At 52.1% G+C, this 13,394-nt stretch carries 10 protein-coding genes and 1 pseudogene; 9 read left to right on the top strand and 2 right to left on the bottom strand.

What is annotated here, in order from left to right; all coding sequences use genetic code 11:
• The first annotated feature begins 118 nt into the window (after positions 1-118).
• The 5 genes and pseudogenes from D9742_RS09935 (at position 119) to yegI (ending at position 4,076) form a co-directional block, all read left to right on the top strand.
• Entirely contained in the window at positions 119-175 is a 57-nt protein-coding gene (locus D9742_RS09935; RefSeq protein WP_001386901.1) for a type I toxin-antitoxin system Ibs family toxin, read from the top strand.
• Between the two features lie 271 nt (positions 176-446).
• Positions 447-503, top strand: coding sequence for a type I toxin-antitoxin system Ibs family toxin (locus D9742_RS09930; protein ID WP_100692412.1), 57 nt, complete (start codon positions 447-449; stop codon positions 501-503).
• A 217-nt stretch (positions 504-720) separates the two neighbouring features.
• Positions 721-1,380, top strand: a complete 660-nt coding sequence (locus D9742_RS09925) for a VWA domain-containing protein (protein ID WP_130236791.1) — start codon at positions 721-723, stop codon at positions 1,378-1,380.
• Positions 1,377-2,138, top strand: a complete 762-nt coding sequence (locus D9742_RS09920; RefSeq protein ID WP_130236790.1) for a PP2C family serine/threonine-protein phosphatase — start codon at positions 1,377-1,379, stop codon at positions 2,136-2,138. The genes D9742_RS09925 and D9742_RS09920 overlap by 4 nt, the downstream gene beginning before the upstream one ends.
• Positions 2,135-4,076 (top strand): annotated as a pseudogene (gene yegI, locus D9742_RS09915) (protein kinase YegI). Before D9742_RS09920 ends, yegI begins: the two are co-directional and overlap by 4 nt.
• A 12-nt stretch (positions 4,077-4,088) precedes the next feature.
• Here the strand turns inward: yegI and yegD are convergent.
• A complete protein-coding gene (yegD, locus tag D9742_RS09910) occupies positions 4,089-5,441 on the bottom strand; it encodes a molecular chaperone (RefSeq protein ID WP_130236789.1) in 1,353 nt (450 codons plus the stop codon).
• A 133-nt stretch (positions 5,442-5,574) separates the two neighbouring features.
• On the opposite strand from yegD, the gene alkA reads away from it, so the two are divergent.
• Positions 5,575-6,423 (top strand): DNA-3-methyladenine glycosylase 2, encoded by an 849-nt coding sequence (gene alkA / locus D9742_RS09905; RefSeq protein ID WP_130236788.1) that lies wholly within the window; start codon positions 5,575-5,577, stop codon positions 6,421-6,423.
• 109 nt (positions 6,424-6,532) lie between these two features.
• Here alkA and D9742_RS09900 read toward each other — a convergent pair whose 3' ends face one another.
• A complete protein-coding gene (locus D9742_RS09900; protein WP_130236787.1) occupies positions 6,533-9,850 on the bottom strand; it encodes a diguanylate cyclase in 3,318 nt (1,105 codons plus the stop codon).
• Between the two features lie 318 nt (positions 9,851-10,168).
• Between D9742_RS09900 and udk the strand changes: the two genes are divergently transcribed.
• From udk to asmA, 3 genes are all read left to right on the top strand, one after another.
• Entirely contained in the window at positions 10,169-10,810 is a 642-nt protein-coding gene (gene udk / locus D9742_RS09895; RefSeq protein WP_064529458.1) for a uridine kinase, read from the top strand.
• A 91-nt stretch (positions 10,811-10,901) separates the two neighbouring features.
• The gene (gene dcd, locus D9742_RS09890) at positions 10,902-11,483 is read left to right on the top strand and encodes a dCTP deaminase (RefSeq protein ID WP_001234777.1); all 582 of its coding nucleotides are present in this window, start codon (positions 10,902-10,904) and stop codon (positions 11,481-11,483) included.
• A gap of 21 nt (positions 11,484-11,504) precedes the next feature.
• Positions 11,505-13,358, top strand: coding sequence for an outer membrane assembly protein AsmA (gene asmA / locus D9742_RS09885; RefSeq protein WP_130236786.1), 1,854 nt, complete (start codon positions 11,505-11,507; stop codon positions 13,356-13,358).
• Positions 13,359-13,394: the final 36 nt, after the last annotated feature.

Genomic DNA, 13,394 nt, shown 5'->3' with positions numbered 1-13,394 from the left:
TTCGCAGGTTAGCGATAGACTGAGTACATGGCAATAAGGAGGTAACCCGAAGATTTCAGCGGGATGCTGAAACGGGAAAGCCCCTCCCGAGGAAGGGGCCTTAAATAAGGAAAGGGTCATGATGAAGCTACTCATCATCGTGGTGCTCTTAGTCATTAGCTACCCAGCATACTAAGACTACCAGGGCGGGGGAAACCCCGCTCTACCCTCACTCCTGAAAATATGCTTTCACGTTCAGAATGTCAATCCGCAGGCTTTGTAGTCTGCGATCCTGCCAGCAAATATTCTTTGCGAGACGTTACGCAATAATCACAGGTGAAACTTTTTTACCGTCAAGACAGGGTTAGACTGCGTGCAGGGCGAAAGGAGGTAAGCCGAAGATTTCAGCGGGATGCTGAAACGGGATACCCTCTCCCGAAGAAGAGGGTTTAAAAAAGGAAAGGGTCATGATGAAGATACTCATCATCGTGGTGCTCTTAGTCATTAGCTGGCCAGCTTACTAAGACTACCAGGGCGGGGGAAACTCCGCTCTACCCTCACTCCTGAAATTATGCCACTCAACCCTTGTTGTCAATCTGTAAGCCCACGTTCTTGCGAGGCGAATGGCAAAATTATCTGCGTCGCTGGGCCTAATTCTGAAAATGTCTTCGTTTGCTCTTATTTCATTATTGCAGTCGGTATGATACCGGACCTCAATAATTCTCTAAGAAAGAATTTCTTATGAGCGAACAAATCACGTTTGCCACCAGCGATTTTGCCAGTAACCCGGAACCACGTTGCCCCTGCATTTTGCTGCTGGATGTTTCTGGTTCGATGAACGGTAGACCCATTAATGAACTTAACGCCGGATTGGTTACCTTTCGTGATGAGCTGCTTGCCGATTCGCTGGCTTTAAAAAGAGTGGAACTCGGTATTGTGACTTTCGGCCCGGTGCATGTGGAACAACCCTTTACCAGCGCCGCTAATTTTTTTCCGCCAATCCTGTTTGCCCAGGGCGATACGCCGATGGGCGCTGCCATTACCAAAGCCCTGGATATGGTTGAAGAGCGGAAACGTGAGTACCGCGCCAATGGTATTTCCTATTATCGTCCGTGGATTTTCCTGATCACCGATGGTGCACCAACCGATGAGTGGCAGGCTGCCGCCAACAAAGTGTTTCAGGGGGAAGAAGATAAGAAGTTTGCCTTCTTTTCCATCGGTGTTCAGGGGGCGGATATGAAGACTCTGGCCCAAATCAGCGTCCGTCAGCCTTTGTCTCTGCAAGGATTACAATTCCGCGAACTGTTTAGCTGGTTATCCAGTTCATTACGTTCGGTTTCCCGCTCCACGCCGGGAGCGGAAGTTGTACTGGAAGCGCCAAAAGGCTGGACGTCAGTGTGACCTGGCGTCTGGTTTATGCATCCGTTGTTGGAACGTCGCACATCAGCGCTGATTTGCCTTGTCAGGATGCCTGCCAGATGCAGGTTGCCTGGATAAATGACCAGCAGCCATTATTGTCGGTATTTGTCGCTGATGGCGCAGGCAGCGTCTCGCAGGGTGGCGAAGGCGCGATGCTCGCCGTCAATGAAGCGATGGCTTTTATATCGCAAAAAGTGCAGAACGGTGAATTTGGACTCAATGATGCCCTCGCCACGGATATTGTACTGACCATTCGTCAGCGACTTTTTGCCGAGGCGGAAGCTAAAGAATTAGCGGTTCGCGTTTTTGCCTGCACGTTTTTGGGATTGATTTCATCGCCTAACGGCACATTGATTATGCAGATTGGGGATGGCGGCGTGGTGGTAGATATGGGGCACGGTCTGCAACTGCCGCTCACGCCGATGGTGGGTGAATATGCCAATATGACGCACTTCATTACCGATGAAGATGCTGTTTCCAGACTGGAAACTTTCACCAGCACTGAGCGTGCGCATAAAGTTGCAGCATTTACGGATGGTATCCAGCGGCTGGCGTTAAATATGCTGGATAATTCTCCGCATGTGCCTTTCTTTACTCCTTTTTTCAATGGACTGGCGTCAGCAACGCATGAACAACTCGATTTATTACCTGAATTGTTAAAGCAGTTTTTGTCCAGCCCGGCGGTAAATGAGCGTACCGATGATGATAAAACGTTAGCACTGGCTATGTGGTTACTATGAAACCCACTTTATATACTGCTACTGGTGAGTGCGTTACGCCAGGCCGTGAATTGGGCAAAGGCGGCGAAGGCGCGGTTTATGATATCGAGGAGTTTGTCGATAGCGTTGCCAAGATTTATCACACGCCGCCACCCGCCTTAAAACAGGACAAACTTGCCTTTATGGCTGCGACAGCTGACGCACAGTTGCTGAATTATGTCGCCTGGCCGCAGGCAACGCTTCATTGCGGACGAGGCGGGAAGGTTATCGGTTTTATGATGCCGAAGGTTTCAGGTAAAGAACCGATTCATATGATCTATAGCCCGGCACATCGTCGCCAGAGTTACCCTCATTGTGCGTGGGATTTTCTACTCTATGTTGCGCGCAATATTGCTTCATCTTTTGCTACGGTTCACGAGCACGGGCACGTCGTGGGTGACGTAAACCAGAACAGCTTTATGGTAGGTCGCGACAGCAAAGTGGTGTTGATCGATAGCGACTCCTTTCAGATTAACGCCAATGGCACTCTGCATTTATGCGAAGTCGGCGTGTCGCATTTTACACCGCCAGAGCTACAAACCTTGTCGTCATTTGTTGGCTTTGAACGCACAGAAAATCACGATAATTTTGGCCTTGCGTTGCTGATTTTTCACGTCTTGTTTGGTGGGCGGCATCCTTATTCTGGTGTACCGCTTATCTCTGAAGCGGGTAATGCGCTGGAGACGGATATTGCCCATTTTCGTTATGCCTACGCGTCAGACAATCAGCGACGTGGCTTAAAACCGCCGCCGCGATCTATTCCGCTATCGATGTTACCGGGTGATGTTGAAACCATGTTTCAGCAGGCGTTCACGGAAAGTGGCGTGGCAACCGGGCGTCCGACGGCTAAAGCGTGGGTAGCGGCACTTGATTCTCTACGCCAACAGTTAAAGAAATGTCCCGTTTCGGCAATGCATGTTTACCCCGGTCATTTAACCGACTGCCCGTGGTGTGCACTGGATAATCAAGGCGTTATCTATTTTATTGATCTCGGCGAAGAGGTCATTACCACCGGTGGGGATTTTGTGCTGGCGAAAGTCTGGGCGATGGTGATGGCGTCAGTGCCACCGCCAGCACTAGAGTTACCATTACCCGCTCATTTCCAACCTGGGGGCAGACCGCTTCCTTCAGGCCTGTTACGGCGCGAATACATCATTCTGATTGAGATCGCGCTGTCAGCGTTATCGCTACTGCTTTGCGGCCTTCAGGCAGAACCGCGTTATATCATTTTGGTACCCGTGCTGGCGGCTATCTGGATTATTGGCAGTCTGACAAGCAAAGCGTACAAAGCAGAAGTACAGCAACGCCGTGAGGCATTTAATCGAGCGAAAATGGACTATGACCATTTAGTCAGCCAGATCCAACAGTTGGGCGGCCTGGAAGGTTTTATCGCCAAACGGATGATGCTCGAAAAAATGAAGGACGAAATTCTCGGGTTACCGGAAGAAGAAAAACGCGTATTGGCAGCACTTCATGACACCGCAAGGGAACGGCAGAAGCAGAAGTTTCTGGAGGGATTTGTTTATTGATGTTGCCTCTATTCCCGGCGTTGGCCCTGCGCGTAAAGCGGCGTTACGGTCTTTTGGTATTGAAACAGCAGCAGATGTTACCCGTCGCGGCGTTAAGCAAGTGAAAGGGTTTGGTGATCATCTGACCCAGGCGGTTATCGACTGGAAAGCGAGTTGCGAACGCCGTTTTGTGTTCAGGCCGAACGAAGCGGTAACGCCAGCAGACAGACAGGCGGTAATGGCGAAAATGGCCGCCAAACGACATCGGCTGGAAGCCGCATTGACAGAGGGCGCGGCAGAGTTGCAGCGATTCCGCCTTCATGCTCCAGCACGGACCATGCCATTGATGGAACCGTTACGTCAGGCGGCAGAAAAACTGGCTCAGGCGCAGGCTGATTTAAGCCGTTGCTGAGCCATTTTTCAATTAACGAAATACCACTTCCGCCCAGCGTGCCAGCCCGGCGGTGACGGAGCCAAAGTCGTCGCCACCTGCAATCGGAATGCCCGGCAACTGTTCTGCCAGCGCTTTTTTAATCAGCGGTGAGCGGGCGCTACCGCCGGTCAGGTAGATAACGTCCGGTTTTTCCTGGGCGTTATCCAGCGCCAGTTGCACCTGTTCCAGAATCCGCGCCAGTGGCTGGCTGAGGGCGTTTTCCAGACCCTGCTGGCTAATCAGCGTAGCCAGTTCATCGCTGATAAACGGCAGTGAGGCACGGGTTTCCGCTACGCTTGAAAGGGCGATTTTGCTCTCTTCTGCACTGCGTACCAGGCGATAGCTTAAACGCTGACGCCAGACTTTCTGTAACAGGGCCACTTTTTCCGGTTCGCGGGCATCGCGTACCAGATCGTTAAGCAGACGACCGTTGGCACTACTGTAGAAATCACTCTGTGCAGGAACGTCGTTGATGGCAACCGCGTTCCACCACGGCAGGATCGGCAGGGCGATGCCTTTTTCGGTTTCGCCACCCATGCCAAGCAGCGGCATCAGGTTTTTAAACGCCAGTGCGATATCCAGATCGTTACCGCCAATACGGCAACCACTGTGACCCAGCAGGCTGGCTTCACGATCGAGACGTGAACGCCACTGTGGCCCCATTAGCAGCAATGAACAGTCAGTCGTACCGCCGCCGATATCCACCACCAGGACGCGTTTTTCTTCCTGCAAGGTGGCTTCGTAATCCAGCCCAGCCGCCACCGGTTCGTACTGGAATACCACATCCTTAAACCCGGCACGCTTCGCCGCGCGTTCCAGAATCCCTTGCGCCTGGGTATTTGCTTCATCGCCGCCCAGACCCTGGAAGTTGATCGGGCGACCGATCACCGCCTGAGTAATCGCTTCTGGCAGCTGCGCCTGCGCCTGCTGGCGAATGTGCAACATCATTGCGCAGACCAGATCCTCAAACAGCGCTACCTGCTGCGGTTTTAAGCCGCTGGCACCGAGGAACGATTTTGGTGATTTCACAAACCACACTTCTTCCGGATCATCAATGTACTGTGCCAGTGAGGAAAGACCGAACTGCACGCTTTTCGCCGTAACATCGATATCTTCTTCGCGGTTATAACGAATCGCCCGGCGTAACAGCGCCTGGGTTTCATCGTCGTCTGCCGGAACATCATGATGGCGGTACAGCCATTCGCTTACCGCTTCACGCGTTGGCGCGCAAAGCATTGAAGGCAGCAGCGTGCTGTCGTTTTCCATTTTCAGTAATTGCGGTTTACCGTCGCGCATGACCGCCACTGAACAGTTTGCTGTACCGTAATCAAAACCAATAAACACGAAATAATCCCCATGCCGGTGAAGAAGGGGCGTGACTTTAGCGAAATGTTGCCGTCGCGACAACCGGAATATGAAAGCAAAGCGCAGCGTCTGAATAACGTTTATGCTGAAAGCGGATAAACAAGGAGATGCGATGTATACCCTGAACTGGCAGCCGCCGTATGACTGGTCGTGGATGTTGGGATTTCTCGCCGCCCGTGCGGTGAGCGGTGTGGAAACGGTCGCTGACGATTATTATGCCCGTAGTCTGGCGGTGGGCGAATATCGCGGCGTGGTGACTGCTATTCCGGATATAGCCCGCCATACTCTGCACATAAATTTAAGTGCAGGTTTAGAACCTGTTGCCGCAGAGTGTCTGGCGAAAATGAGCCGCCTGTTTGATCTGCAATGTAACCCGCAGATTGTTAACGGTGCGTTGGGCAAGTTAGGCGCGGGGCGGCCCGGATTGCGTTTACCCGGCAGTGTTGATGCTTTTGAACAGGGCGTGCGTGCCATTTTAGGCCAACTGGTGAGCGTGGCGATGGCGGCAAAATTGACCGCCAAAGTGGTACAGCTTTATGGCGAACGGCTGGATGATTTTCCGGAGTATATCTGCTTCCCGACGCCTCAGCGGCTGGCAGCTGCCGACCCGCAGGCATTAAAAGCGTTAGGTATGCCGTTGAAACGGGCAGAGGCGCTGATTCATCTGGCAAATGCGGCGCTGGAGGGCACCTTACCAATGACAATACCGAGCGACGTAGAACAAGCGATGAAAACGCTGCAAACTTTTCCGGGTATCGGGCGCTGGACGGCGAATTATTTTGCTTTGCGCGGCTGGCAGGCGAAAGATGTTTTTCTGCCGGATGATTATCTGATTAAACAGCGATTTCCGGGGATGACACCGGCACAAATCCGCCGTTATGCCGAGCGCTGGAAGCCCTGGCGTTCTTATGCGCTGTTGCATATCTGGTATACGGAAGGCTGGCAACCAGACGAAGCATGACGCTGGTCGCCGGATACGGTGCGAGCGCCTTATCCGGCCTGGGGAATGAGCGATTTGTAGGCCTGATAAGACGCGTTAGCGTCGCATCAGGCAATGGGCAAACGCTCCCTCAGTTAATCGCGAAATAACTGCTATTCACCAGCAAATTCAGCGGTTGGGCATCGGCAATCACATCACCATAAATCAGATCGACGCCGATGCCCGAAAGCGTATCCATCACTAAGGGTAGAACTACTGGCCCGACGATAGTTTTCATCCCGAGTCGCTGAGCATGCCCCTGAATAATCGTAATCAGCATCTCATCCATCAAATTACCCTGCACGTTGGCGCATAACTCATCATCGAGTAGCAGGTAATCTGCCATATTCGCTTTCAGCGAGTTGAAGATTTGCAGATCGTGGCCCACCTGACTGAATACGATCCGACATCCCCCCAGCCGCAGTTTTTGCACGCTTTCTGCGTGATCGAAAATCGCTTCTGCCGGAATAATCAGATGTAATAACCGTGGTGGTAGAGGGTTGTTTTCCAGCTGCTCAAGCAGTTCACTTACCAGCGTGGCGCTACTCAAACCGGCAACGGAAATGGGCAGGGCGATGCTTATGCCTTTACTGGCAACCGCTTTTGCGGCCTGCTGGAAAAATTCGTGGAATACCCGTCGGTCAAGAGCATGGCTAAGTGCCGGATCGCTGAAGCTACGACGAAATTTTTGTTCATCAATAATCTCGCCTTCGCAACTCCAGAGCTTAAGTGAAATCAGCCACAAATTACGCGCTTCCGGGATCCGTGGCGAAGCGACACCGTGGGCGATCATCATCAACTGATTCTCTTTAATCATCCGCCACTGTTCATCAAGCGACATCGCCGCCCGTTCGCTATGTGCGGCAGCTTGCTGCGGTTCGTAAATCGTCACCCGGCCCCGTCCACCATTTTTGGAGGCATAACAGGCGATATCAGCCTGCGACATCACTTCTGCCGCCTGATGATTGTTGTCATCGATCAAGGTAATCCCGGCGCTGGCACCTACCCGATGTACCCGGCCTTCCCATATAAAGTGATAGTCATTCACGGCACTGATAATGCGTGTAGAGATAAAACGCGCGCTTTCAACATTGCAATCTGGCAGTAGCAGACCAAATTCATCACCACCGAGCCGCGCCAGCACGTCGCTGGAGCGCAGCATACTCAGCATCAACGACGCCAGTTCGCGCAGCAAAGCGTCGCCCGCCGCATGCCCGGCGCTGTCATTCACCGCTTTAAAGCGATCAAGATCGATAAACACCAGGGCATGTCGCTGATGTGTACTGTTTACCGTTTGCAGCAGGATACGCAGTTGCTTCTCAAAACTGGCGCGATTGGCGAGATGCGTCAGTGCATCATGGGAGGCGCTGTAGCTCAGCTGGCGCAGCATTTTGCGTGATTCGGTGACGTCCTGAATCACCAGCACCGAGCCTATATTGCTGCCGTCCAGAGTACTTAGTGGCGTAATGCTGTAATGCACGTCGTAGCTGCCGCCGCTCCGGCAGTGCAACACTACATCTTGTTCAATCGCGGAACGTGAGGTGTCGGCACTGTAAATGTTCTCCATTAATGGTCCGTTGTCGCCAAAAGTAATATGCAACACCGTCAGGAGCGGAACACCCAGCGCTTCCTCCTGCGTCCAGCCGCTCATTTTCTCCGCCACCGGATTCATAAAGGTAATTTTCATCGCCATATCAATACAGACCACGGCTTCGCCGATGGAATCCAGCGTAATGTGCAGGCGCTCTTTTTCCTGAAACAATGCCTCGTTAAGCTGTTTAACCTCAGTCATATCCATATTAATGCCGAGCAGGCGTTCGACTTCGCCTTCTTTATTCAGTACCCGGTTGGCGAGGGCGCGGATATGGCGAATACCGTCTTTTACGGTAATGCGAAATTCCAGTTTAAAGGGCGAGCGTGATTGCAACGAATCACGAATCACTTTTTCGGCATGCTGGCGATCTTCCGGCAGCACACACTCGTACCACACCTGCCAGTTCGGTTTGATATGCGGAGGAATTTCATACAGCTCGAACATCCGCTTATCCCAGCTAAAAATATTCGGCTTCAGCTCCCACTCCCAGATGCCAATCCCGCCCGCTTCGTTAGCCAGCGTGATGCGCTCCATCAGTTGCTGATTCACCTGTTCGGTGCGTTTTAGCTCGTTAATGTCTTCAATCTGAGCGATAAAATAGAGTGGCGTGCCATCCGTGTGACGCACCAGTGAGACGGCAAGCAACGCCCAGACAACATCGCCATTGCGGTTGTAGTAACGTTTTTCCATTGAATAGGTGTTTATTTCACCGCTTATCAGCTTTTCAACCTGTTGGAGATCTTTATTGAGATCCTCCGGCCAGGTCAGTTGCTGAAAGGTGAGTTCGCGCAACTCTTCCTGACTGTAACCGAGAAACTGGCAGAGTGCTTTGTTGGATTGCAGCCATTGTCCTTCCGTTCCCACAAGGGCCATGCCGATGGCGGAATATTCCATGGCGTTCCGAAAGCGGGTTTCGCTTTCGGAAATGTGTTTGCGTTCCGCACGAAAGGCATACATCACCATGGTCATGATGTTTGCGGGCAGTAGGATCAGCAAAAACGGTAGCCACGGCATATGGCTCATCAGGTATGTACGCGGCGTAGCAAGCAGGGAAGGATCCGCGGCCATCATCAGCGACACCATCATCACCGTGGTAAGGAAGATCAAAAAGGCTTCCATTCGCGGCAGGCGCACGGCGCTCCACATCAACAGCACAATAATGAAAGTAAAAGGCCACGGCAGATATAGCATCGAAAGCCAGCTTAACGTCAGTGTGATGGCTAACGTGAGCAGTGACTCAAAAAGCAACCGTGGGTTGCGATGGCGCAGCAGATAGTGTGGTTTAAATAACAATCCCAGTGGCACCAGTGCCAGTGCTCCGATGGATTCTGACAGTACCCATATCAAAAATGCCCTGAGAGGATCGTCTCCGGGCGTCAGCAGGACAACCAGAACACCCCCTAACAGAGGCGGAACAATGGCGCTGCCGAGTGCCAGACGCAGCCAGTCAGCCAGATTTTGCAAGGGGTTATACCACGGCAGCAATTTACGTAGCAGCACTGCCCCGACCACGGCTTCAATAATATTGATGGTCGTCCAGGTCATGTTCAGCGAGCTGGTGGAAAAAAGCAGCACGGATGCGGCTATGTTTCCCAGCGAGCAGGCTAACGCGATGCCTGGCCACATGCGTCCGGCATGGCGGTAAAACGCCACCATCATAATGGAAGTGGGGAACCATAGCGGCGCAAGCTGAGTGCCAAATTGCGAAAGCTCAAGCGAGAAAAGGGTAAAGATAAACGAGACTAAACCTAAACTGACGAGGTGAAGCAGAGGATGAGGCAAGGTAATTAAAACACGTTGTGATGGTTTACTCATTACCGCTCTATCCGTATGGTCAGGCCGTCAGTATTAGTATCTGTGTTTATGCTAGTACAAAAGTTTTACATTTTATATGCAAATTGCTCATAAAGTGACGTAATGGAGGATAATTTGCGCAACTATGCATAACATTTTTCACCTTGCGTCATAACTGAACAATTAAATTTGCATCAGGGAATTGATCGTCAACAATTAACTCTGAGAGCAAGGCAACGCTATTCGACTGGTATCACGCGGATGAAATCCCTATAATTGCCGCGTTTGGCGCTTCGGCGCCCCCTTCCTAACATCCAGGTTAATCAGGTCGCTAAATTTATGACTGATCAGTCTCATCAGTGCGTCATTATCGGTATTGCAGGCGCATCGGCTTCCGGCAAGAGTCTCATTGCCAGTACCCTTTATCGTGAATTACGTGAACAAGTCGGTGATGAACACATCGGCGTAATTCCCGAAGACTGCTATTACAAAGATCAAAGCCATCTGTCGATGGAAGAACGGGTTAAGACTAATTATGACCATCCCAGCGCGATGGATCACAGCCTGCTGCTGCAACATTTGCAGGCGCTGAAACGCGGCTCGGCTATTGACCTGCCGGTTTACAGCTACGTTGAACATACGCGTATGAAAGAAACGGTGAAGGTTGAACCGAAGAAAGTCATTATTCTCGAAGGCATTTTGCTGCTGACGGATGCGCGTCTGCGCGACGAGCTGAACTTCTCGATTTTTGTGGATACCCCACTGGATATCTGCCTGATGCGTCGCATTAAGCGCGATGTTAATGAGCGTGGTCGTTCGATGGATTCTGTAATGGCGCAATATCAAAAAACCGTGCGTCCGATGTTCCTGCAATTCATTGAACCTTCTAAACAGTATGCAGATATCATCGTGCCGCGCGGCGGGAAAAACCGCATCGCGATCGATATATTGAAAGCGAAAATAAGTCAGTTCTTTGAATAAGCTTGATAAATTGTGTACCGTTCAGTGATAACCTGGTATGCCCTTGACGTAACTGGCGTTAAGGGAGTAATGCGCGAAAGGAGAAAATGCCATGCGTCTGTGTGACCGAGATATTGAAGCCTGGCTTGATGAAGGCCGTTTGTCGATCAACCCACGTCCGCCAGTGGAGCGTATTAACGGCGCGACGGTGGATGTACGCCTGGGCAATAAATTTCGTACCTTCCGTGGCCACACGGCAGCGTTTATCGACTTGAGCGGTCCCAAAGATGAAGTGAGCGCCGCGCTTGACCGCGTGATGAGCGATGAGATCGTTCTCGATGAAAGCGAGGCGTTCTATCTTCACCCAGGAGAGCTGGCACTGGCGGTGACGCTGGAGTCGGTGACGCTGCCAGCCGATCTGGTGGGCTGGCTGGACGGGCGTTCCTCACTGGCGCGTCTGGGGCTGATGGTGCACGTCACCGCGCACCGTATCGATCCGGGCTGGTCTGGTTGCATTGTGCTGGAGTTCTACAACTCCGGTAAGCTGCCCCTGGCCCTGCGTCCGGGCATGCTTATTGGCGCGCTGAGTTTTGAGCCGCTTTCAGGTCCGGCAGCGCGTCCGTATAACCGCCGTGAAGATGCGAAATATCGCAACCAGCAGGGCGCGGTCGCCAGTCGTATCGATAAAGACTAATTCAGGCCCATTGAGGATACCATGAGACGATTTCTGACGACGCTGATGATACTCCTGGTCGTGCTGGTGGCTGGGTTATCTGCGTTAGTGTTGCTGGTGAATCCGAATGATTTCCGTGACTATATGGTTAAGCAGGTTGCTGCACGTAGCGGTTATCAATTGCAGCTCGACGGGCCACTGCGTTGGCACGTCTGGCCGCAGCTCAGTATCCTTTCTGGTCGCATGATATTAACGGCCAACGGGGCCAGCCAACCGCTGGTACGTGCCGATAACATGCGCCTTGATGTGGCTTTGTGGCCTTTATTAAGCCATCAACTCAGCGTTAAGCAAGTCATGCTCAAAGGGGCAGTTATTCAACTGACGCCGGAAACAGAAGCGGTGCGCAATGAAGATGCCCCAATAGCCCCGAAAGACAATACATTACCCGATGACGCGGAAGATCGTGGCTGGTCGTTCGATATCGCCAGTCTGCGGGTCAGTGACAGCGTGTTGGTGTTCCAGCATGAAAATGACGAACAGGTTACGGTACGTGATATCCGCCTGCAAATGGAGCAGGACCCACTACATCGCGGATCGTTTGAATTCTCTGGTCGGGTAAATCGCGACCAACGCGATCTCACGTTAGCGCTCAAGGGGACTGTTGATGCTTCTGATTATCCGCATGATTTAACGGCGGATATTCAACAGATTGACTGGCAATTGCAGGGCGCTGATCTCCCGAAACAAGGGATTCAGGGTCATGGTCAGTTCAAGGCACAGTGGCAGGAAGCGCAAAAACGTCTCGCCTTTGAACAAATCAATTTAACCGCTAATGACAGCAATCTGACAGGCCAGGCGCAGGTAGCGCTGCTTGAGAAGCCAGAATGGCTGCTCAGGCTGCAATTTGCCCAGTTAAATCTGGATAATTTGCTGCCAATGAATGAGGTGATGACTAAGCAAAATGGCGTTGCTCAACAGGGGCAAAGCCAACCGACGCTGCCACGCCCGGTAATTTCCTCACGCATTGATGAACCTGCGTATCAGGGGCTGAAAGGCTTTGCGGCAGATATTTTGTTGCAGGCCAATAACGTGCGCTGGCGTGGTATGGATTTTGCCGATGTCACTGCGCAAATGACCAACAAGGCGGGGCTACTGGAGATTATCCAGTTGCAGGGCAACCTTAACGACGGTGTCGTGTCGTTACCGGGTACGCTGGATGCAACGGCCTCACATCCGCGTATAGTCTTCTATCCTCGGCTGGAAAATGTCGAGATTGGCACCATCCTGAATGCCTTTAACTATCCCATCTCACTAACGGGGAAAATGTCGCTGGCGGGGGATTTCTCTGGTGCTGACATTGATGCTAACGCATTCCGCCACACCTGGCAGGGGAAGGCGCATGTCGAAATGGCCGATACGCGCATGGAAGGCATGAACTTCCAGCAGATGATCCAACAAGCGGTAGAACGTAATGGCGGTGATGTGAAGGCCGCTGAAAACTTCGATAACGTGACGCGGCTTGATAGCTTTACCACCGATCTGACGTTGAAAGATGGTGTCGTGACGTTAAACGACATGCAAGGTCAATCGCCAGTGCTGGCGCTGACAGGGGAAGGCATGTTGAATCTGGCGGAGCAAACCTGCGACACCCAGTTTGATATTCGCGTCGTGGGTGGCTGGAACGGGGAAAGCAAACTGATTGATTTCCTCAAAGAAACCCCGGTTCCGCTGCGGGTTTATGGCAACTGGCAGCAACTCAATTACAGCCTGCAAGTGGACCAGCTGCTGCGCAAACATCTACAGGACGAAGCGAAACGTCGCCTGAATGACTGGGCCGAGCGGAATAAAGATTCCCGCAATGGCAAAGATGTGAAGAAGTTGCTGGAGAAGATGTAGGTTACCAGGTGACCTGTCCTGTAGGCCTGATAAGAC

Origin of the sequence: Escherichia sp. E1V33, assembly GCF_004211955.1 — a bacterium.
Lineage (GTDB): Bacteria > Pseudomonadota > Gammaproteobacteria > Enterobacterales > Enterobacteriaceae > Escherichia.
This window is presented reverse-complemented; position numbering and strand designations above follow the sequence as displayed.

Bases quoted from the DNA above. Each gene is read 5' to 3' on its own strand.
- alkA (WP_130236788.1), top strand. From the start codon at position 5,575: ATGTATACCCTGAACTGGCAGCCGCCGTATGACTGGTCGTGGATGTTG.
- D9742_RS09900 (WP_130236787.1), bottom strand. From the start codon at position 9,850: ATGAGTAAACCATCACAACGTGTTTTAATTACCTTGCCTCATCCTCTG.
- dcd (WP_001234777.1), top strand. From the start codon at position 10,902: ATGCGTCTGTGTGACCGAGATATTGAAGCCTGGCTTGATGAAGGCCGT.
- D9742_RS09925 (WP_130236791.1), top strand. From the start codon at position 721: ATGAGCGAACAAATCACGTTTGCCACCAGCGATTTTGCCAGTAACCCG.
- asmA (WP_130236786.1), top strand. From the start codon at position 11,505: ATGAGACGATTTCTGACGACGCTGATGATACTCCTGGTCGTGCTGGTG.
- udk (WP_064529458.1), top strand. From the start codon at position 10,169: ATGACTGATCAGTCTCATCAGTGCGTCATTATCGGTATTGCAGGCGCA.